The organism is Mycolicibacterium sarraceniae (genome assembly GCF_010731875.1).
Taxonomy (GTDB): domain Bacteria; phylum Actinomycetota; class Actinomycetes; order Mycobacteriales; family Mycobacteriaceae; genus Mycobacterium; species Mycobacterium sarraceniae.
On sequence record NZ_AP022595.1, the window covers coordinates 4,540,044 to 4,559,175 of the forward strand.

At 67.9% G+C, this 19,132-nt stretch carries 21 protein-coding genes and 1 pseudogene; 9 read left to right on the plus strand and 13 right to left on the minus strand.

What is annotated here, in order from left to right; translation table 11 throughout:
• The first annotated feature begins 156 nt into the window (after positions 1-156).
• Complete coding sequence (gene rpsT / locus G6N13_RS22660; RefSeq protein ID WP_163700797.1) at positions 157-417, plus strand: 30S ribosomal protein S20; 261 nt, start codon at positions 157-159, stop codon at positions 415-417.
• On the opposite strand, the gene holA is transcribed toward rpsT, so the two are convergent.
• From holA to G6N13_RS22675, 3 genes are read right to left on the minus strand one after another with little or no spacing between them, the layout of a single operon-like run.
• Positions 418-1,389 carry a DNA polymerase III subunit delta gene (gene holA, locus G6N13_RS22665; protein WP_163700800.1) on the minus strand — a complete coding sequence of 324 codons (972 nt, stop codon included), beginning with the start codon at positions 1,387-1,389 and terminating at the stop codon, positions 418-420.
• Complete coding sequence (locus G6N13_RS22670; protein WP_163700803.1) at positions 1,352-2,881, minus strand: ComEC/Rec2 family competence protein; 1,530 nt, start codon at positions 2,879-2,881, stop codon at positions 1,352-1,354. Before G6N13_RS22670 ends, holA begins: the two co-directional genes overlap by 38 nt.
• Positions 2,878-3,663: a ComEA family DNA-binding protein gene (locus G6N13_RS22675; RefSeq protein ID WP_163700807.1), complete on the minus strand. Its 786-nt coding sequence runs from the start codon at positions 3,661-3,663 to the stop codon at positions 2,878-2,880. Before G6N13_RS22675 ends, G6N13_RS22670 begins: the two co-directional genes overlap by 4 nt.
• Positions 3,664-3,779: 116 nt before the next feature.
• On the opposite strand from G6N13_RS22675, the gene G6N13_RS22680 reads away from it, so the two are divergent.
• Complete coding sequence (locus G6N13_RS22680) at positions 3,780-4,835, plus strand: NAD(P)H-dependent amine dehydrogenase family protein (RefSeq protein ID WP_163700810.1); 1,056 nt, start codon at positions 3,780-3,782, stop codon at positions 4,833-4,835.
• Between the two features lie 97 nt (positions 4,836-4,932).
• A complete protein-coding gene (locus G6N13_RS22685) occupies positions 4,933-5,484 on the plus strand; it encodes a YceI family protein (protein WP_163700812.1) in 552 nt (183 codons plus the stop codon).
• Here the strand turns inward: G6N13_RS22685 and G6N13_RS22690 are convergent.
• Genes G6N13_RS22690 through nadD form a run of 5 tightly spaced genes read right to left on the minus strand, consistent with a single transcriptional unit; the run spans position 5,471 to position 8,742 of the window.
• Positions 5,471-6,334, minus strand: a complete 864-nt coding sequence (locus G6N13_RS22690; RefSeq protein ID WP_163700814.1) for a DegV family protein — start codon at positions 6,332-6,334, stop codon at positions 5,471-5,473. The two genes, G6N13_RS22685 and G6N13_RS22690, sit on opposite strands and share 14 nt — an antisense overlap.
• Positions 6,335-6,337: 3 nt before the next feature.
• Entirely contained in the window at positions 6,338-7,075 is a 738-nt protein-coding gene (gene octT, locus G6N13_RS22695; RefSeq protein ID WP_163700817.1) for a diglucosylglycerate octanoyltransferase, read from the minus strand.
• Positions 7,065-7,733: a glucosyl-3-phosphoglycerate phosphatase gene (gene gpgP, locus G6N13_RS22700; protein ID WP_163700821.1), complete on the minus strand. Its 669-nt coding sequence runs from the start codon at positions 7,731-7,733 to the stop codon at positions 7,065-7,067. Before gpgP ends, octT begins: the two co-directional genes overlap by 11 nt.
• Positions 7,730-8,113 carry a ribosome silencing factor gene (gene rsfS / locus G6N13_RS22705; protein WP_163700824.1) on the minus strand — a complete coding sequence of 128 codons (384 nt, stop codon included), beginning with the start codon at positions 8,111-8,113 and terminating at the stop codon, positions 7,730-7,732. The genes gpgP and rsfS overlap by 4 nt, the downstream gene beginning before the upstream one ends.
• Complete coding sequence (gene nadD / locus G6N13_RS22710; RefSeq protein WP_163702451.1) at positions 8,110-8,742, minus strand: nicotinate-nucleotide adenylyltransferase; 633 nt, start codon at positions 8,740-8,742, stop codon at positions 8,110-8,112. Before nadD ends, rsfS begins: the two co-directional genes overlap by 4 nt.
• A gap of 303 nt (positions 8,743-9,045) precedes the next feature.
• Here nadD and G6N13_RS22715 point away from each other — a divergent pair.
• Positions 9,046-9,303: pseudogene (locus G6N13_RS22715) on the plus strand (IS1634 family transposase); the annotation flags it as partial.
• Between the two features lie 132 nt (positions 9,304-9,435).
• Here the strand turns inward: G6N13_RS22715 and G6N13_RS22720 are convergent.
• The 4 genes from G6N13_RS22720 to G6N13_RS25525 are packed head-to-tail and all read right to left on the minus strand — an operon-like array spanning position 9,436 to position 13,943.
• On the minus strand, positions 9,436-10,881 hold the full coding sequence (locus G6N13_RS22720) for a vWA domain-containing protein (protein WP_163700827.1): 1,446 nt from the start codon (positions 10,879-10,881) through the stop codon (positions 9,436-9,438).
• 4 nt (positions 10,882-10,885) lie between these two features.
• Positions 10,886-11,764, minus strand: a complete 879-nt coding sequence (locus G6N13_RS22725) for an AAA family ATPase (RefSeq protein WP_163700830.1) — start codon at positions 11,762-11,764, stop codon at positions 10,886-10,888.
• A gap of 18 nt (positions 11,765-11,782) precedes the next feature.
• The gene (locus G6N13_RS22730) at positions 11,783-13,033 is read right to left on the minus strand and encodes a glutamate-5-semialdehyde dehydrogenase (protein WP_163700833.1); all 1,251 of its coding nucleotides are present in this window, start codon (positions 13,031-13,033) and stop codon (positions 11,783-11,785) included.
• 46 nt (positions 13,034-13,079) lie between these two features.
• Positions 13,080-13,943, minus strand: a complete 864-nt coding sequence (locus G6N13_RS25525) for a TIGR04255 family protein (protein ID WP_163700836.1) — start codon at positions 13,941-13,943, stop codon at positions 13,080-13,082.
• 142 nt (positions 13,944-14,085) lie between these two features.
• Here G6N13_RS25525 and G6N13_RS25530 point away from each other — a divergent pair, with 142 nt between their 5' ends.
• The 5 genes from G6N13_RS25530 to G6N13_RS22760 are packed head-to-tail and all read left to right on the plus strand — an operon-like array spanning position 14,086 to position 16,762.
• Positions 14,086-14,274 (plus strand): PfkB family carbohydrate kinase, encoded by a 189-nt coding sequence (locus tag G6N13_RS25530; protein WP_322789285.1) that lies wholly within the window; start codon positions 14,086-14,088, stop codon positions 14,272-14,274.
• A gap of 32 nt (positions 14,275-14,306) precedes the next feature.
• Entirely contained in the window at positions 14,307-15,128 is an 822-nt protein-coding gene (locus G6N13_RS22745; RefSeq protein WP_163700839.1) for an enoyl-CoA hydratase/isomerase family protein, read from the plus strand.
• Positions 15,129-15,171: 43 nt separating this feature from the next.
• A complete protein-coding gene (locus G6N13_RS22750; protein ID WP_163700842.1) occupies positions 15,172-15,501 on the plus strand; it encodes an ArsR/SmtB family transcription factor in 330 nt (109 codons plus the stop codon).
• On the plus strand, positions 15,501-16,169 hold the full coding sequence (locus G6N13_RS22755) for a cation efflux transmembrane domain-containing protein (RefSeq protein WP_179965041.1): 669 nt from the start codon (positions 15,501-15,503) through the stop codon (positions 16,167-16,169). Before G6N13_RS22750 ends, G6N13_RS22755 begins: the two co-directional genes overlap by 1 nt.
• Complete coding sequence (locus G6N13_RS22760; protein ID WP_163700845.1) at positions 16,151-16,762, plus strand: methyltransferase family protein; 612 nt, start codon at positions 16,151-16,153, stop codon at positions 16,760-16,762. The genes G6N13_RS22755 and G6N13_RS22760 overlap by 19 nt, the downstream gene beginning before the upstream one ends.
• On the opposite strand, the gene G6N13_RS22765 is transcribed toward G6N13_RS22760, so the two are convergent.
• Positions 16,759-18,801, minus strand: coding sequence for an NAD(+) synthase (locus G6N13_RS22765; RefSeq protein WP_163700849.1), 2,043 nt, complete (start codon positions 18,799-18,801; stop codon positions 16,759-16,761). The genes G6N13_RS22760 and G6N13_RS22765 overlap by 4 nt on opposite strands.
• Between the last annotated feature and the right edge of the window lie 331 nt (positions 18,802-19,132).

Sequence of the window (19,132 nt, forward strand, 5' to 3'; positions counted from 1 at the left end):
CGTCACATGCTGCCGGAAGTTCGCCGTTTCGGCAGGCCAGTGAGCTCCACTTTGGGAGATTGACACCCTGACTGGTACCCTCAGCAGTCGCTGCCCGAGGGCCTGTTTGGCCCCGGCAAGACCGAGACCCCAAGCTTGAAGACGAGGAAATAACGCGTGGCCAACATCAAGTCGCAGGAAAAGCGCATCCGCACCAACGAGCGGCGCCGTGTGCGCAACAAGTCGGTGAAGAGCTCCCTGCACACTGCGGTCCGCGGGTTCCGTGAGGCAGCTGCTGAGGGCGATAAGGACAAGGCCGCCGAATTGCTGGTCTCGACCAGCCGCAAGCTGGACAAGGCCGCCAGCAAGGGCGTCATCCACAAGAACCAGGCGGCCAATAAGAAGTCCGCGCTGGCTCAGGCCTTCAACAAGATCTGATCAGTCCCGGCCGCTTCCGGCGGCCAGGTGCGCAACCTTGCGCACCGCATCCTCAAGGGCGTAGTCGGCGTCAGCCGCTACGCCTTTGACGTCTCCATTGAGCTTCGCCACTAGCTGGATCGCCGTCGCCACCTTGTCGCGCGACCAGCGCCGCGACTGTTTCTGCGCCTTCTGGATGCGCCAGGGCGGCATCCCAAGCTCGCCCGCGAGCCGGTAGGGGTCACCCGAGAGCGGGCCCACCCGGGCGATCGTGTGCAACGCCTCGGCCAGGGCATCGGCCAGGACGACGTGCGGGACGCCGGCCATCATCGCCCACCGCAGCGCTTCTGCCGATCCTGCGATATCACCCACCACGGCCTTATCGGCGATCTCGAACCCGGTGACTTCCGCTTTGCCGCTGTGATAGCGCCGAACCGCGACCGCGTCGATCTTGCCGTCGGTGTCGGCGACCAGCTGTGAGCACGCCGCGGCGAGCTCACGGATATCGGAGCCGACGGCGTCGAGCAGCGCGGTCACCGTATCGTCGTCGACCTTGACCTTCAGCGCCCGGAACTCGGCGCGGACAAACTCCGCCCGTTGCGCGGGCTTGGCGATCTTGGCGCAGGGATGCACCTGGGCACCGAGTTTCTTCAGCTGATCGGCCAGCGCCTTAGCCCGCCCGCCGCCGGTGTGCACAACCGCCAGGATCGTGCCGGGTGGCAGGTCGGCGGCTGCCGTGGCGATCAACTCGACGGCATCCTTGCCGGCTTCGGCGGCCGACTCGAGCACGACCACCCGCTCATCGGCGAACAGCGACGGGCTGAGCAGTTCGGCGAGTTCGTTGACCGACACTTCGCCGGCCCGCAACCGGTCGACCGGGACGTCGGAATTACCCGCGGAGGCGCGGGCACCCCGCAGCACCTCGGTGATGGCGCGGTCGACGAGTAGCTCCTCGTCACCCAGGATCAGATGCAGGCCCGCCGTCTCGCTCACCCGACGATCGTTTCACGACCGGCCGACACCGTCTGACACCGACCTTGCGCCACCGCCACAACACCGCGATGGCCAGCGTGGCCCCGCCGACCGTCAGCACCCCGGCCAGCCCGGACGGTACCGGCACCGAAGCGCCCGGCAACTCAGCGGCGGTGGATGCGACACGCAGCAGCCACCACAGCTCGGGACCGGTGAAGCGGATCATCAGCCCGGCCGCCGACGGCATGACCCAACACACCACCGCGGCGGCCGTACCCAGCACGGTGATCGGTGGAATCACCACAGCAACAGCCAGATTGGCGAGCACGCCGACCACACTCAAACGCCCGGAGATCGCCGCCACCAGCGGCGCGGTGACCAGCTGCGCAGCCAGCGCGACGCAGACCGCCTCGGCCAGCGGCCTCGGCCAGCCGCGAGCGATCAGCGACGCAGCCCAACCCGGCGCCAGCACGACCAGCGCCGCCGTCGCCGACACCGAGAGCGCGAAGCCGGCGTCGACCGACAATTGTGGTGCGACGATGAGCAATCCGAGCACGGTGGCCGCCAGCACCGGAATGGCTTGGCGTCTGCGGGCGCTCACGATGGCCACCAACGCGATGGCACCCATGACCGCGGCACGCAGCACACTGGCGGTGGGTTGTACGACGATGACGAATGTCAGCAGCGCCACCGCCGCCAGGCCGACCGCCACGCGCGGACCCACGACTGCCGCCGACAACAGCACCGCGCCGCACACGATCGTCACGTTGGCGCCGGACACCGCCATCAGATGCGTGAGCCCGGCCGTACGGAATTCCGCTGTGGTGTTGGCACTTACGGTCGATGTGTCGCCCAGCACGAGCCCGGGCAGGACCGCGGCCTGATCCGCAGGCAGAACGCGGCGTGCCTCATCCGCGAAGCGCGCTCGAACGGCACTCGCCACGCGCTGCAGGGGCGATGCCCGGCCCAGCGCCGGGTCGCCGGTGGCATTGAGCACAGCGACCGTCAGATCGTGGCGGGTCGGCCGGCCAATACGCGCCCTGAACCGCGCCGGCCTACCCGCCGTCAGTTCGCCGAAGCCCGATGTCGTTGCGGAAACAACAACACTGCCGGTCATTTCGGTGCCGTTCAGCTCGGCCAGTGAGCCGCGGAACATCAACCGGCCACTGCCCAGCGGCCGGGGGTCCTCCCCCGGTGTCACGGTCACGGTGCCCACCGTGCCAAGCCGCTGGGCGATGGGGTGGTCACGGACCGCGGCACTGCGCAGCGTCGCCGCGAACGCGAAACCCGTCCCGACGACCGCCGCACCGAGCACCGCGACAGCGGCGGTGCGCAGCGCCGGCCGGCCCTGGCCGCACCATCGGGTCAGCACCGCCCAACCGAGCCCGACGGCCGCGCAGGCCGTGGCCAGCAACGGCCCGACGGGCCAGGTGATACCCGCGGCGGTGACCACCCAGGCCGTCAGGGCCGCCGGCACCAGTCGCAGATCCAGGCGCGCGGCGGAATCGGTCACACCCGGACCAGGGGCCGCAACTTGTCGAGCCGCGCCGGGCCGATACCGTCGACGTCGCCGAGTTGGTCGACGCTGCTGAACTTTCCGTTGGTGTCACGCCAGGCCACGATCGCAGCGGCCGTCACAGGACCGACTCCCGGTAGCGCGTCGAGTTGTTCGACGGTGGCGGTGTTCAAGTCGACCGGTTGGGCCGGCTGACCCTTTCCCGCCGCCACCTCTGGAGTGGACGAGGCCGGTGGTCCGCCGGTGACCGAGCTGCCCAGCGCGGTCGGCTGGCCTGCCGGAGTGCCGATACCGACCACGATCTGCTCGCCATCGGCGAGATGGCGAGCCAGATTCAGCCCGAGGGTGTCGGCTCCGTCGATGGTTCCGCCGGCCGCGGCGACCGCATCGGCGATCCGGGCGTCGGGCGCCAACGTCACCAGGCCTGGTTTGGTGACCAGCCCGACCACACTGACTACCACCGGGGCGTTGGCTTGCGGGTTGGGCCGCGCGGATGCCGATGACACCATGTCCACCGGCGGGAGTTTGGCCGACACCACAGGGGGCGGATCGTCGCGCATCAACGTGACCACCGTGATGAGCACGGCGACAACGGCGATCACCGCCAGGGCGATACCGCCGGCGCGGCCCGGGTCGGCCCGGATGGCGGCAAGCCAGCCGCGCTGACCGTTCCCCTCGGGGATCCAGCTGGGCACCGGGATCTCGTCGTCGGGGTCGGAGTCGTCGGCGGGGCCCGGTTCGTTCGGGCGCAGGCGCGCCAGCGGCTGCTCGGATCGCATGTCACGACCGTAGGCCCGGCCGGCGACCGGAACCCGCTGTGCGGGACTTCCGGTGGCGGTCCTGTGGATGAATCCGGAACTGTGTACACGCACGCGTCGAGCCAGGAGGACCGCCCATGACCGCCATCACCGACCGCCCCATTCGGGTGATTCAGTGGACCACCGGCAATATCGGCCGCCGGTCGCTGCACGCGATCATCAGCAGGCCGGACCTGGAGCTGGTTGGGGTGTACGCCCACGGCACCGACAAACTCGGGGTCGACGCCGCCGAACTGTCCGGCTGGACCGAGCCCACCGGTATCACCGCAACCAACGACATCGACGCGCTACTGGCGGCCAAGCCGGACGCCTGCTGCTACAACCCCCTGTGGCCCAGCGTGGACGAGTTGGTGCGGCTGCTGGAGGCCGGGGTCAACGTGGTGTCCTCGGCAGCCTGGATCACCGGCGGCAAGCAGTCGCCCGAGGACCTGGCCCGGATCCGAAAGGCATGCGAGCAAGGCAATTCCACGATCTTCGGCAGCGGCGCCCATCCGGGGATGACGAACATGGTCGGCATGGTGCTGTCCGGTTCCTGCGAACGCGTCGACGAAATCCGCATCACCGAGTCGGTGGACTGTTCGACCTACGAGTCCGCGGGCACCCAGTCCGCGATGGGCTTCGGCTGCGCCCCCGACACGCCGGGGCTGGATGAGAGCGTGCGTCGCGAGAGCGAGGTGTTCGCCGAGTCGGCGGCGATGATGGCCGACGCGATCGGCGCGAAGCTGGACCGGATGACGTTCGACGTCACGTTCACCACCGCGACCGGCGACAGCGACCTCGGATTCATGACGATCCCGGAGGGCACCGTCGGCGGGGTGTACGGCTACCACCGGGGCTGGGTCGGTGACCGCAATGTCGTCAGCGTCGGCTTCAACTGGATCATGGGCAGCCATGCGGTGCCGCCCAAGCCTCTTGAGCACGGCCACGTCATCCAGGTATTCGGCATACCCAACATGCGCACGGTGCTGCACTGCCTGCCGCCGAAGAACTGGCCCGAAGAGGGGTTCATGGGCCTGGGCATGATCTACACCGCCATGCCGGTGACCAACGCCGTGCCCGCGGTCGTCGCCGCCGCTCCAGGCATCGTCACGCTGGCCGATCTGCCGCCGGTGACCGGGCGCTTCTCGGGGTGATCCCCGGAGACGGGAATTAATCCGGACTGCGGTCCGGTTACTCGTTCTGAAGTGCTGGGCATCAGGTCCGGCACGCCCGGATCAAGGAGACCCCCCGATGACCGCACCGGCTCAGAGCACCGATCTCACCGCAGGAACATGGGCGATCGACAACGCCCACTCGTCGATCAGCTTCTCGGTACGTCACCTCGTCGTCAGCAAGGTCCGCGGAACCTTCGGCACCTTCAGTGGGGCCATCACCGTCGCCGCGGACGGCACCCCGTCGGCATCCGCAGAGATCGACGTCGCCTCGGTGCACTCCGGCAACGACCAGCGCGACGCCCACCTGAAGGCTCCCGACTTCTTCGATGTCGAGAAGTACCCCACCGCGACGTTCGTGTCGACGTCGGTGACCCCGGACGGCGAGAACTACCGACTGGACGGCGATTTCACGCTCAAGGGCGTGACCCGGCCCGTCAGTCTCGCGCTGCAGTTCAACGGCGTGAATCCTGGTATGGGACACGGCGCGGTCGCGGGCTTCGAGGCCTCGGTGGTGTTGAACCGCAAGGACTTCGGCATCGACATCGATATGCCGCTGGACACCGGCGGCGCGGTGGTCGGCGACAAGGTCACCATCACCTTGTCGATCGAGGCGCTCAGGCAGGACTGAGCGGTGCGGGCGGGGTGGGATCGACGGCGACGACGATCCCCACTGCGCCGGTGCCCACGTGCACACCCAGCACCGGGCCCAGATCGGTGACGACGGCGTCGCCGCAGCCGGGCAAGGCGGCGGCTAGCGTGGCAGCCAGTTCGGCTGCCACCGAGGGATTGTCGATGTGATGGACCGCCAGTGATGCCGATTGCTCCCCCACGACGTCGAGCACCTGCTCGACCATCGCCGCCTGCGCCTTGGATGCGGTGCGCACCCGCTGGGCCAGTACCAGCCGGCCCTGCTCGTCGATGCGTAACAGCGGCTTGAGAGCCAGCGCGGTGCCCAACCAAGACGCCGCGGCACCGATTCGGCCGCTGCGGCGCAAATTATCCAAGCGCTGCACGACGATGTAGGCGCAGACCCGGCCGACCGACGATTCCGTCTCGGCGGCAACGGTTCCCAGGTCCGCACCCGCGATGGCGGCGCGGGCGGCGGCCAGTGCGACAAATCCGGTGCCCATCGCCGTCGACTTCGAGTCCACCACCCGCACGGCACCGTCGAACTCGCGCGCCGCATATTCGGCGGCACCCAGTGTGCTCGACAGCTCACCGGAGATATGGACAGCCACCACGCCGTCACCGTCGCTGTCCCGCAACGCATCCCGATAGGCGGCGGTCAGTTCGCTCGGGGTAGCACCGGCGGTCGTCACGTGTCCACGCTGGTACAGGTCCGCCGGCACAGCGTCGACACCGTCGCGCAGGTCGCGGCCGTCGACCAGAATGTGCAGCGGCACCACGCGGATGTTGCAGGCGCGGACCTCATCGGCACGCAGCCGAGCCGATGAGTCGGTGACCACGACGACAGCCATAGGTCAGTCGCAGGTGGTGTCGTGCGGAACGCCGGCTTCGGCCAGCGCCTTCAGCATCAGGTCGGCGACGCCCTGATGCGCTTCGAAATTCCAGTGGATGCCGTCGGGATTGCCGCGCCCGGCCATGACCTCCTCGGCCACCGCCTCTTTCAAATCGACCACTGGAATACCGTGCTCTGCCGCCCATTCGTTGATCGCCGCGACCGTACCGGGCCGGCCACGATGGGACATGCCGTAGGTGGGGGCGATGTGCACCGAGGGAACCGACGCGACCATTGGGATGCCCGGCCGGTTGAAATCCAAGGCGCCACGGGTCATTTCGAGGTATTCGACACTGAGGTGCGGCGGTAGCGCCGGACGCGCGATCGGCGACAGCTTCGGCTGCACCCAGCCGTACCCGTCTCGAACCCAGCGCCGCAGCCAGGACGGGCGCACGTAGCGGATGAGTTCGCGCAGCGCGGTCGGCAGCGGCGACGGCAGCGAGTCCATGCCACTGGTCGCGAAAATCACCGCGCCGGCCCGCGGCAGCGCAGCCCACGCGCGTGGATCCTGGGTGGCCGCCCACCACACGTCGCGACTGGTCCAGCCGATCCTGCCGATCAGTTCGACATCCCAACCCAGTTGGCGAGCAACGATATTGGGCCAGATCCGCGGATCGTCGGACGGCAGGCCACCCTGCGGGCCGTAGTACGAGAGGGAGTCGCAGAAGATCAGCAGTGTCCGGGGGGCGTCAGAGGACATCGTTGGCCACCTGAGCCGAGGCGTTCCAGACGTCGAGGCGCCAGCGGATCGCCGAGAACGGTGCGCCGTCGGCACTGTGCCCGGACAGCTGGGCCCAGCTGGCGTTACCCATCCCGCCCAGTACGGGCCAGCTCTCGACGGGCAGTCCGAGCAGGGCCGCACACAGCGCGGCGATCAGCCCGCCATGGGCCACCAGCACCAGCGGCCGATCGGAATCGTCAAGACCCCACTCTGGCTCTGCGGCAACCAATTCGGCGACCAGCGGCACGCTGCGGTCGGCGACGTCGATGCGGCTCTCACCGCCGTGCGGCGCCCAGGTGGCGTCATCGCGCCAGGCCTGCCGCGCCCCGGGTGCGGTGTCATCGACCTGGTGGTGGGTGAGCCCCTGCCAGTCGCCGAGGTGAGTTTCCCGAAGCCGGGTGTCGGCGCGCACGGCCAGCCCCGTGCGTTCCGCCAGCGCCACCGCGGTGTCATAGGCGCGCCGCAGGTCCGAGGACACGATCAGCAGCGGCTGGCGCTTGGCCAGCACCTCGGCGGCTGCCACAGCCTGCGCCCGCCCCAGATCGGTCAGGTCGGTATCGAGCTGACCCTGCATCCGGCTGCCGGCGTTGTACTCGGTCTGGCCGTGCCGCAACATGACCAGTCGCCGCACCGTCACGGGGCGTCCTCCGGGTGAACGTCGTCGAGATCCACGGTCAAGAACGGGCAGTCCCGCCACAGCCGGTCCAGCGCGTAGAAGTTGCGCTCCTCCTGATGCTGGATGTGCACCACGATGTCGACGTAGTCGAGCAGCACCCATCGGCCTTCGCGGGTGCCCTCCCGGCGCGCGGGCTTGTACCCGGCCAGCCGCATCTTGTCCTCGACCTCGTCGACGACCGCGTTCACCTGCCTCTCATTGGAGGCCGACGCGATCACGAAGCAGTCGGTGATCACCAGCTGGCCGGACACGTCGATGACGACGATGTCCCGTGCGAGCTTGGCTGCGGCGGCTCTAGCCGCCACGGTGGCCATCTGGATGGCTTCATCGGACGCGGTCACGTGGGGGTCTCCTCGAATGTCGTCACGGCGGGCCGGCGCAGTTGGCCGACTCCGCTGTACAGGCCGCGCTTGGATACGTACTGCACGACGCCGTCGGGCACCAGGTACCAGATCGGCCGGTTTCCGGCAGCACGGACGCGGCAGTCGGTGGACGAGATGGCCAGCGCGGGCACCTCGACCAGGCTCAGTGCTTCTTCGGGCAGCTGGTCGAAGGCGGCAACGATGTGCTTGGCGTTCAGTTCGTAGCCCGGCCGGCTGACACCGACGAACTTGGCCAGCGCGAACAGTTCTTCCCAGTTCTGCCAGGACAGGATCGATGCCAGCGCATCGGCTCCGGTGATGAAAAACAGGTCAGCGTCAGGGTTGAGCGCGCGCAGATCGCGCAGCGTGTCATTAGTGTAGGTGGGCCCGCCGCGGTCGATGTCGACGCGGCTGACCGAGAACCGGGGGTTGGACGCGGTCGCGATGACGGTCATCAGGTAGCGATCCTCGGGCGGGGTCACCTCCCGGGACTTCTGCCACGGCTGACCCGTCGGCACGAAGACCACCTCGTCGAGATCGAAGAGGGCGGCCACCTCACTGGCGGCAACAAGGTGGCCGTTGTGGATGGGATCGAACGTCCCACCCATCACGCCGAGCCTGCGCCGAGCCGAGGAAACCACGATTGACCAGCTTACGGGAGGCGGCCAGGCGATTCGCGACGCTCGTGACCCGCTGGCGCAACCGTGCGCTGGCAAAGATCTTCGCGGGATATCACCGCAATTCAGGTAGCGTTTCGCCCTGAGTCGAGTTATGCCGATCAAGGGGTCGATGATGATGGATTTCGGTAGCCGACGCCTGACACCGTCTGTGACGGGTGTGGCCGCTGTGGTTGCCGCGATTTCATCTCGCGTGTGCCGGACGGCACCGACACTTCGGCCAACACACCCGCCGCCAGACCCATGTTCACCCGTACCCGCGACGCCATCGAAGCCCACCTGAGCATCGTGTTCACCGCCTTGGCCCTCAGCCGCGAAGTCCAGAACCGCAGCGGACTGTCACTGCGCCGATTCCTGCGCACCCACAAACCCCTGCGATCGGCCATCGACCTCAACGGCGCCATCGCCGCCTTCCCGCCAGCGCTAAACGCCGCGGTCACGACCATGCTCAATGCGCTGGAAACCGAAAACTCAAGGGACTACGCCAAATGACCTAACTCGGGCAACCGCGGCTGCCGTGGGTGTTTTCTCGTTTCCACAAACCGCGAATCACGCCCCGGCAACCGTTCCAAACTGCGCAAACACGCCGTTCAGTATCAATAAAAGCGATCTACGGCTGGGGTACTAGACCGGGAGTAGCTGGTCGATCACCGCGGCAAGCTGCTTGGCAGAACGGCATTCGTGCATGGTGATGACGTCCTCGTAGCGCGCCGTCGCCGAATCGCCACTGCCCCAGAGATGCCGGGGCTCCGGATTGAGCCAGTGCGCGTGCCGGCTGGCGCTGACCATATGAGCCAGGATGTCGACGGCCGGGTTGCGGTAGTTGGTGCGGGCATCGCCGAGCACCAGCAGCGAGCTGCGCGGTGACAGCACATTGTGGAAGTTCTCGGCGAAGGAGACAAACGCATTGCCGTAGTCGGAATGCCCGTCACGGGTATAGACTCCCGCTTCCCGGGTGATGCGCTGGACGGCGACCGCGAGGTCGGCGTCCGGTCCGAACAGGTGGGTCACCTCGTCGGTGGTGTCGATGAACGCGAAGACCCGAACCCGGGAGAACTGCTGGCGCAGGGCGTGCACGAGCTGCAGGGTGAAGTGGCTGAAGCCGGCCACTGAGCCTGAGACATCACACAGCACAACGAGTTCCGGGCGTGCCGGCCGTGGCTTACGCAGAACGACGTCGATCGGCACGCCCCCGGTCGACATCGACTTGCGCAGCGTCTTGCGCAGATCGATGGCACCGGAACGGGCGCGACGCCGCCGCGCCGCCAGCCGAGTGGCCAGCATCCGGGCCAGCGGGCCGACGACCTTGCGCATCTGGCGCAGCTGATCGCCAGAAGCCCGGAGGAATTCGACATTCTCGGCCAGCTGCGGGATGCCGTACATCTGAACGTGATCGCGGCCGAGCTGTTCAGCGGTGCGACGCTTGGTCTCGCCTTCCACCATCCGGCGCAGCTGCGTGATCTTCTGCGCGGCAAGCGCTTTGGCGATCTGCTCTTGGGTGGGAGTAGGATCGTCGTGGTGCGGTGCCAGCAGACCCGCCAGCAGCCGGCCTTCCAGCTCGTCCAGGCCCATCGCCTTGAGCGCCTGATACGACGAGTACGACGGGCCGCGGCTCGAGTTGTAGCGGCCGAAGGCCTCGACGATCTGGGCGATCATCGCGACCAGTCGCTCGTCCATATCGCCGATATCGGGGTTTTCAGCCAGCAGGTCCAGCAGCATCTGCCGCATCGCCTCGACGTCCTCGGGCGGCAACCCGTCCTGGGCGTCCTCGTCGGCGCCCTCGTCGGCGATGACGGTGCGGCCGCCGAGCGCCGCCGGCCACCACAGGTCGAACAGCGCGTCGTAGGTCTCCCGGTGGTCCGCACGGCGCAACACCGCGCAGGCCAGACCGTGACGAAGCGCCTCCCGGTCACCGAGACCCAGCACGGTCAGCACCCGGCCGGCGTCGACCGTCTCCGACGGGCCCACCGAAATGCCCTGGGCGCGCAGTGCTTCGACGAAACCCACGAGATGACCGGGCAGGCCGTGTGGGGCCAGCGGCTGTGAGGGGCGCACCCTGCGGACGGCCATCGGCTTAGTTCAGCCGCAGTTCGGCGGCGGCGCGCCGCTGATCGGACTGGTGCTTGAGGATGACCCCCAGCGTCGCGGCGATCGTGGCGTCGTCGATCGTGTCGAGCCCGAGCGCCAGGATGGTGCGGCCCCAGTCGATGGTCTCGGCCACCGAGGGCAGCTTCTTGAGCTGCATACCGCGCAGCACGCCGATGATCCGAACCAGTTCGGCCGCCAGCGATTCGGGCAGTTCGGGCACCCGGGACAACAGGATTCGCCGCTCGAGGTCCGCGTCGGGGAAGTCGATGTGCAGGAACAGGCAGCGACGCTTGAGCGCCTCGGACAGCTCCCGGGTGGCATTGGAGGTCAGCACCACGAACGGGGTGCGCGCCGCGGTAATCGTCCCCAATTCGGGGACGGTCACCGCGAAGTCGCTCAGCACCTCCAGCAGCAGTCCCTCGATCTCGATATCGGCCTTATCGGTTTCATCGATCAGCAGCACGGTGGGTTCGGTGCGCCGGATAGCGGTCAGCAGCGGCCGTGACAGCAGGAATTCCTCGCTGAAGATGTCGGACTTGGCCTGGTCCCAATCGTTCGACCCGGACTGCATCCGCAGAATCTGCTTGGCATGGTTCCACTCGTAGAGCGCGCGGGCCTCGTCGACACCCTCATAGCACTGCAGGCGCACCAGCCCGGACCCGGTGGTCTGGGCGACCGCGCGGGCCAGCTCGGTCTTGCCGACACCGGCCGGTCCCTCGACCAATAGCGGCTTGCCCAGCCGGTCGGCGAGGAACACCGCGGTCGCGGTAGCGGTATCGGGCAGATAGCCGGTCTCGGCGAGCCGCTTGGCGACATCGTCGATGTCGGTGAACAGCGGTGCCGGACGCGCCGGGGTTTCAGTCATGGTTCTCCTGTCGTCGCCTCAGGCAGGGCGGGTGTGGCCGTCTCCCCAGATGATCCATTTGGTTGACGTCAATTCGGGCAGACCCATCGGGCCGCGGGCATGCAGCTTCTGGGTGGAGATGCCGATCTCGGCTCCGAAACCGAACTGCTCGCCGTCGGTGAACGCCGTCGAGGCGTTGACCATCACCGCGGCTGCGTCGACACGCTCGGTAAAGAGTTGTGCCGCAGCAAGATTGGTGGTGACTATGGCCTCGGTGTGACCGGTGCCGTAGGTGTTGATGTGGTCGATGGCGGCGTCGAGACCGTCGACGGCGGCCACCGCGATGTCCATGGACAGGAACTCGGCCCGCAGATCGTCGTCGGTCGGATTGTCGTGGACGGCGACGCCGGCCTGTTGCAGGGCACCCACCAGCCGCGGCAGCGCGATATCGGCGACGGCGGAGTCCACCAGCAACGTCTCGGCGGCGTTGCAGACGCTCGGGCGACGGGTTTTGGCGTTGAGGATGATCCGCTCGGCGACGTCGAGGTCGGCGGCGGAGTGGACGTAGACGTGACAGTTGCCGACACCGGTTTCGATGGTGGGCACCGTGGCATCGCGGACGACGGCGTCGATCAATCCGGCACCGCCACGCGGGATCACGACGTCGACCAGGCCGCGGGCCTGGATGAGGTGGGTGACGCTGGAACGGTCGTTGCTGGGCAGCAACTGGACCGCATCCTCGGGCAGACCTTCGGCTGCCAGTGCGCCGCGCAGTGCGGCGACCAGAGCGGCGTTGGAACGCGCGGCCGAGGAACTGCCGCGCAGCAGGACGGCGTTGCCGGATTTGAGGGTGAGGCCGAAGGCATCGACCGTCACGTTGGGCCGGCCCTCGTAGACGATGCCGATCACGCCGAGGGGAACCCGCTGCTGACGCAGTTGTAGCCCGTTGGGCAGCGTGCGGCCGCGCAGTACCTCGCCGATCGGGTCGGGAAGCCCGGCGACCTGGCGCAGGCCGGCCGCGATCCCATCGATGCGTTGCGGGTTGAGCGCCAGCCGGTCCAGCATCGCCTCCGCGGTGCCCGCTGCGCGCGCCGCGTCGAGATCTGCGGCATTGGCAGCCAGGATCGCGTCGGCGTGGGCCAGCACGGCGTCGGCGGCGGCGTGCAGGGCGCGGTCTTTGACGGTGGTAGTCAGTGACCCCAGCGAACGCGAGGCGACCCGCGCCCGACGGGCGGCGTCGAGAACCTGATCACGCACGTCCCCAGAGATGGCCGCCGTCTCGACACTCATTCCCCCAGGGTATCGGTCTCCCCACCAACCGGCAGGTGGGGGCCGTCTAGGACGGCCCGGCGAGCGGGTCGACGGTGCGGTGACGGCCGATACGTTCGTCCGCCGAGGCGGCGACGCCAAACAGGGCGCGGGCGTCATCGGTGATGGCGCTCTGAAACGCCGACTCGATCGGGGCGTGCAATCTGGCCAGAACCTCAGATGCGACGTCGGCGTCGAGGCGGACGAGCGCGTCCTGGCCGAACTCGTAGAAACCGTCCAGATCGAGCCCGAAGAACGGGCCGGACCGGAAGGGCCGTCGCTGCAGGTGCTGCGGGACCACCGCCGCTCCGTCCTTGAAGGCGGCGAACTGCACGTTGAGGCTCCCGCGTTCGCCGAGATCGAAGTTCACGATCCCCTGGATGCCCCGGGCGGGGACGTAGTCGGGGGTGATCGCCAGCGCACCGAGCAGGCCGCTGTTGATCCACTTGGTCCACCCTCGCGAGTCGGCCACCGGTTCGGGAACCCGGATCTCGTCGACGAAGCGCAACCCGACTCGTTGGAATGCCGAGCCGACCTTGGCGGCGACGAGTGCGCGGCACCCGGTGGCGATCGCGGTCTCGATCGCCTCGAGGCCGGTGTAGCTGGTCGTCTCGTACATGAATGCCGCCGGGGTGAAGGTCAGCGATTCCGTGCCTTCGGTGTTGCGCACCACCACACCCTGTCGGGGCTCCGCCCGCGGCGGCAGTCCCGGTCCCGCGTTGACGAGGTTGACGCCGGTCACCGCATCGGCCAGCGGGAAGCGGCCTGCGAGGGCGACCGCCAGGGCCTCGAACGCTTCCTGCCTGCGCAGCCTCGGCGCCTCGGTGAATCGGACCTCGGCGACCACCGCGACCACCGGTGGGATGCCAAATGTCTCTGGATAGCTGCTCATAAGAACTCAAACTACGTGTCTATTGTCAATGAGGCTGCGGAACCCCATTGGACTTGGCCCACAGGGCATCTGGTCGTGACCCGCGGTTCTCGGGGCGCTGTACCGAGGCGCCGAGGGGGACGTCAACCTACCCAGCCCCGAGGTGGAGGCCATCGATACCGCCGGTTCGGGTGACTTCTTCGCCGGCGTGCTGGCCGCGGACCGGCTGGCCGGCCATGACCGTGCGCTTCGCCGAGCCTGCGCGGCGGGCGCACTGGCCACCCTGGTGCCCGGCACCGGCGACTGCACACCCACCGCCGAGGCGGTCGACGATGTGCTCACCCAGTACTGAACGCCCTACGGTTGTGGCGATAGTCTGCGGCGATGACAGACACCGAGACTCCGCGGCCGCCCGACGGTGACTGGCTGGGCACGAAGTTCCTGAAGTTCACCCGGGAGGGCGGGTTCGGGGTGTGCACCCTGGACCGGCCCGAGGCGCGCAACGCGATGACCCCAGCGATGTACTTCGGCATCAAGTACGCCGTGAACCACGTGGGGTCTGATCCCGACCTGGCCGGTCTGCTGATCACCGGCACCGGCGACGTTTTCGCCCCCGGTGGCGATATGGCCGGTGCTGGCGAGGACAACTGGCTGACCTTCGGGGCGGCGCTGGGCATGGACGCCCTGCCGTTCGACACGCTGCGGCAATCCGCCAAGCCGGTGGTGGCCGCGGTCAACGGGCTGTGCCAGGGCGGTGGGCTGCAGATCGCGTTATGCGCCGATATGGCGGTGGTCAGTGACCGCGCCACGTTCCGCGTCCCTGAGCTCTACCGCGGTATCGCCGACACCTATCACAGCCAGATGCTGGCACGGCTGATCGGCCCGGTCCGCACCCGTGACCTGATGTTCACCGGCCGCACCCTGACCGCCGACGAGGCCCGGGACTGGGGCATGGTCGCGCGCGTGGTCCCCCACGAGGACCTCGCCGAGGCGGCCCGCGAGATCCTCGCCCAATGCTGTCGCACCGCACCCGGCGCACGCTCGGTGGTGAAGTCGAGCCTGGACAACTACCTGGGCCTCTACGACCGGATCGGGATGCAGCGCAGCCTCGGCTCACCGGAGTCCATCGAGGGCTTCATGGCGTTCAAGGAACGCCGGTCGCCGGACTGGGTGCACCCGGACCTGCGCATCGACGGCAGGCTCTGAGTTCAGGCTGTTCTGAATACAGATCTAGCTGTACTGTCGGTGGATGAAGATCGCCATCCACACCGACGCCCTGGCTCGATTCGGCTGTGCCCTGTCCGATCCCACCCGCGCCGAGATCCTGCTCTTGCTGCGCGAAAACCCCGGGTACCCGTCGGATCTGGCCGAGCGGATCGGTGTGTCTCGCCAGATCCTGTCCAACCACCTCGCCTGCCTGCGGGGCTGCGGCCTGGTGGTCAGCGAACCCGAGGGCCGGCGCAGCCGCTACGAGCTGGCCGATACCCGGATCGCCAAGGCGATCGACGATCTGATCGGGCTGGTACTCACCGTCGACCCGGCCTGCTGCCCGGCGGCCGACACCGAGGACTGCTGCTGATGACCACCGTCGCCACCCCCGCGCGGCGTGCCCGGCTGAAGCGACGGATCCGCCTGCTGGTCGCCGCCACCATCGCCTACAACGTCGCCGAAGCCGCCGTTGCGCTGACCGAGGGCACGCGCGTCTCCTCGGCGGCACTGATCGGATTCGGCCTGGACTCGCTGATCGAGGTGTCCTCGGCGGCCGCGATCGCGTGGCAGTTTTCGGCGCACGACCCGCAGACCCGGGAGAAGACCGCGCTGAGAATCGTCGCCGTCTCGTTCTTTGCGCTGGCGATCTATGTGGCCATCGATTCGGTTCTGGCGCTGGTCGGCATGCAGGAGGCGCGCCACTCCCCGATCGGCATCGGGTTGGCCGCCATCAGTCTGGCGATCATGCCGGTGCTGTCGCTGGCCCAGCGCCGCGCGGGCCGGGAAGTCGGCTCGTTTTCTGCGGTGGCCGATTCCACGCAAACCCTGCTGTGCACCTACCTGTCGGCGGTGCTGCTGGCCGGGCTGTTGGTCAATGCACTGGCCGGCTGGTGGTGGGCCGATCCCCTCGCCGCATTGGTGATCGCCGCTGTGGCGGCTCGGGAAGGGCTCAAAGCCTGGCGTGGCGACGGGTGTTGCGCACCGGCTCCGATGGACGACTGCTGCTCAGGAGAGACACCATGGCCACCATCGCATTGATCCTGTTCGCCGTCTTCGCAGCGGTCGGATTCGGCTGGCGCAGTTGGGAACAGCACCGCCGCACCGGGTCGACCGGCTTCAAAGGCATCAGCGGACAGCTGGGGTCGGTCGAGTGGCTGGCCGGCGTCGGGTTCGTGGTAGCGCTGATCGGCGCCGTGGTGGCGCCGGCGCTCCAGCTGGCCGGCGTCATCGCTGCCCTCCCGATCCTGATCGCGTGGTGGATTCAGTTGACCGGCATCGTCTTTGCGGTGGCGGGCACCGCGACCATGGTGTGGGCGCAGCTCGATATGGGTGACTCGTGGCGCATCGGGGTGGACGACGGCGAGACGACGACGCTTGTTCGCACCGGCTTGTTCGGCCGGGTGCGCAACCCGGTCTTCACCGCCATGCTGCTGTTCGGTGCCGGGCTGGTGCTGATCACGCCGAACATCTTGGCGCTCATCGCCTTTGCACTGCTGGCCGGCACGATCGAACTACAGGTTCGCGTGGTCGAGGAACCATATCTGCTGCGCGTGCACGGCCGGGCCTACCGAGATTACGCCGCCACGGTCGGCCGCTTCATCCCCGGCGTCGGCCGGCGGATCGCTCACTAGTCTTCGGGGATTTCCCGCTCGATCTCGGCCAGCCAGATTCGTGCCGACATGTCCGACGGGGCTCGCCAGTCACCACGGGGCGACAACGAGCCGCCGTGAGACACTTTGGGCCCGTTCGGCAAAGCCGACCGCTTGAACTGGCTGAACGAGTAGTAGCGAGCGGCGAAAACTCCCAGCCAGTGCCGGATCTCCTTGAGCGAGTAAGCCGGTCGCTTGCCTTCCGGGTAGCCCGGCGGCCAGCTGCCGCTGTCGGGATCGTTCCAGGCGTGCCAGGCCAGGAACGCGATCTTGGACGGCCGGAAGCCGTACCGCAGCACCTGGAACAATGAAAAGTCCTGCAGCGAGTAGGGACCCACCTTGGCTTCGCTGCTCTGGATCTCCTCATCTTCGCCGGCGGGCACCAGCTCGGGCGTGATTTCGGTGTCCAGTACCGACTGCAGGATCTCACCGACTTCGTCTTCGAACTGACCGGACGAGATCACCCACCGAATGAGATGCTGGATAAGGGTTTTCGGTACCCCGCCGTTGACGTTGTAGTGCGACATCTGATCGCCGACCCCGTAGGTCGACCAGCCCAGTCCGAGCTCGGACAGGTCGCCGGTGCCCAGCACGATGCCACCGCGCTGATTGGCCAGCCGAAACAGGTAGTCGGTGCGCAGGCCGGCCTGGACGTTCTCGAAGGTGACGTCGTAGACCGGTTCGCCGCGCCCGAATGGGTGGTCGATCTCGGTGAGCATCAGTGTGGCGGTGTCGCGGATGTCGAGCTCGGCGAACGTGACACCCAGGGTCTGCGAGAGCCTGATCGCATTGTTCTTGGTGTGCTCGCCGGTCGCGAAACCGGGCAGCGTGAAAGCGAGTATATCGCCGCGGGGCCGGCCTTCTCGGTCCATCGCATGTGCGGCCACGATCAGTGCGTGCGTCGAGTCCAGACCGCCGGACACCCCGATCACCAGCTTGGGGTAATTCAGCGCGCGCAGCCGCTGCACGAGCCCGGCCACCTGAATGTTGTAACCCTCGTAGCAATCCTGCTCCAGCCGGAACGGATCGCTGGGCACGAACGGAAAGCGTTCGACCGCCCGCAGCAGGCCGATGTCGCCGCTGGGCGGGTCGATCCGGAAACCGATGCGCCGGAACGACTTCAGCCGGTTTTGGTGGTGACGACGATTATCGTCGAAGGTGCCCATCCGCACTCGCTCGGAGCGCAAGAGATCCAGGTCGACGTCAGCGACCGAACGGCGCTCCCCGTTGGGGAAGCGCTCGGATTCGGCGAGCAGACGGCCGTTTTCGTAGATCATCGTCTGGCCGTCCCAGGCCAGGTCGGTGCTGGATTCACCTTCACCGGCAGCGGCATAGACGTAGGCCGCCAGGCAGCGCGCCGACGCCGAGCGGGCCAGCAGCTTGCGGTCCTCGGCCCGGCCGATGGTGATCGGACTGCCGGACAGGTTCGCCAGCACCGTCGCACCCGCCAGTGCGGCCTCTGCGCTCGGCGGCACCGGCACCCACATGTCCTCGCAGATTTCGACGTGCAGCACCAGCCCGGACACATCGTCGGCCGCGAACAACAGATCCGGGCCGAACGGCACGTCCGCCCCGCCGATCCGGATCGTGCCCGTCACGTCGTCACCGGCGGCGACCTGGCGTCGTTCGTAGAACTCCCGATATGTCGGCAGGTAGGACTTCGGCGCCACGCCGAGCACCGCACCGCGGTGGATCACCACCGCCGTGTTGTAAATGCGGTGCAGGTAGCGCAGGGGCGCACCGACCACCAGCACGGGAAACAGGTCGGCCGACGCCGCGATGATGGCGAGCAGGGCGTCCTCGACCGCATCGAGCAGCGAGTCCTGTAGCAGAATGTCTTCGATGGAGTAACCCGACAGCGTGAGTTCGGGGAACACCGCGACCGCGACGCTGTCGTCGTGGCACGCCTTGGCGATCCGCAGCACCGATTCGGCGTTGGCGGCGGGATCCGCGAGCACCGTGCGGTGGGTGCAGGCGGCCAGCCGCGCGAAGCCGTGCCGGTAGGCCGAGTAGAAATCCATGCCCCATTGTTGCCCGTCGCTCCCGGCGTGGAAGCGACAACCCGCGCTTCGTGCCTCGAAACGGGTCACACGCGCAGCGAACACGACCCCGATCACATCGCTTGGGGCGAGTGGCCTCAGCCACCACGTTCGTTGTCGCTCAGGGCTTTTGCGTGGCGGGTGTCGGACTTTCGAGTATGTCTTCACCCGTTCGCATCCGTCGACCCGGTCGTAGGTTTCTCCCTAGGAGACCGAACTTCGCCGGCCCACTAGATCGGGGGATCGAAATGTTGTTGACGGCCGCGGCCATCTCAGGCGCGGAGCCAGCCAGGGGGAGCCGATTCACGCGGTG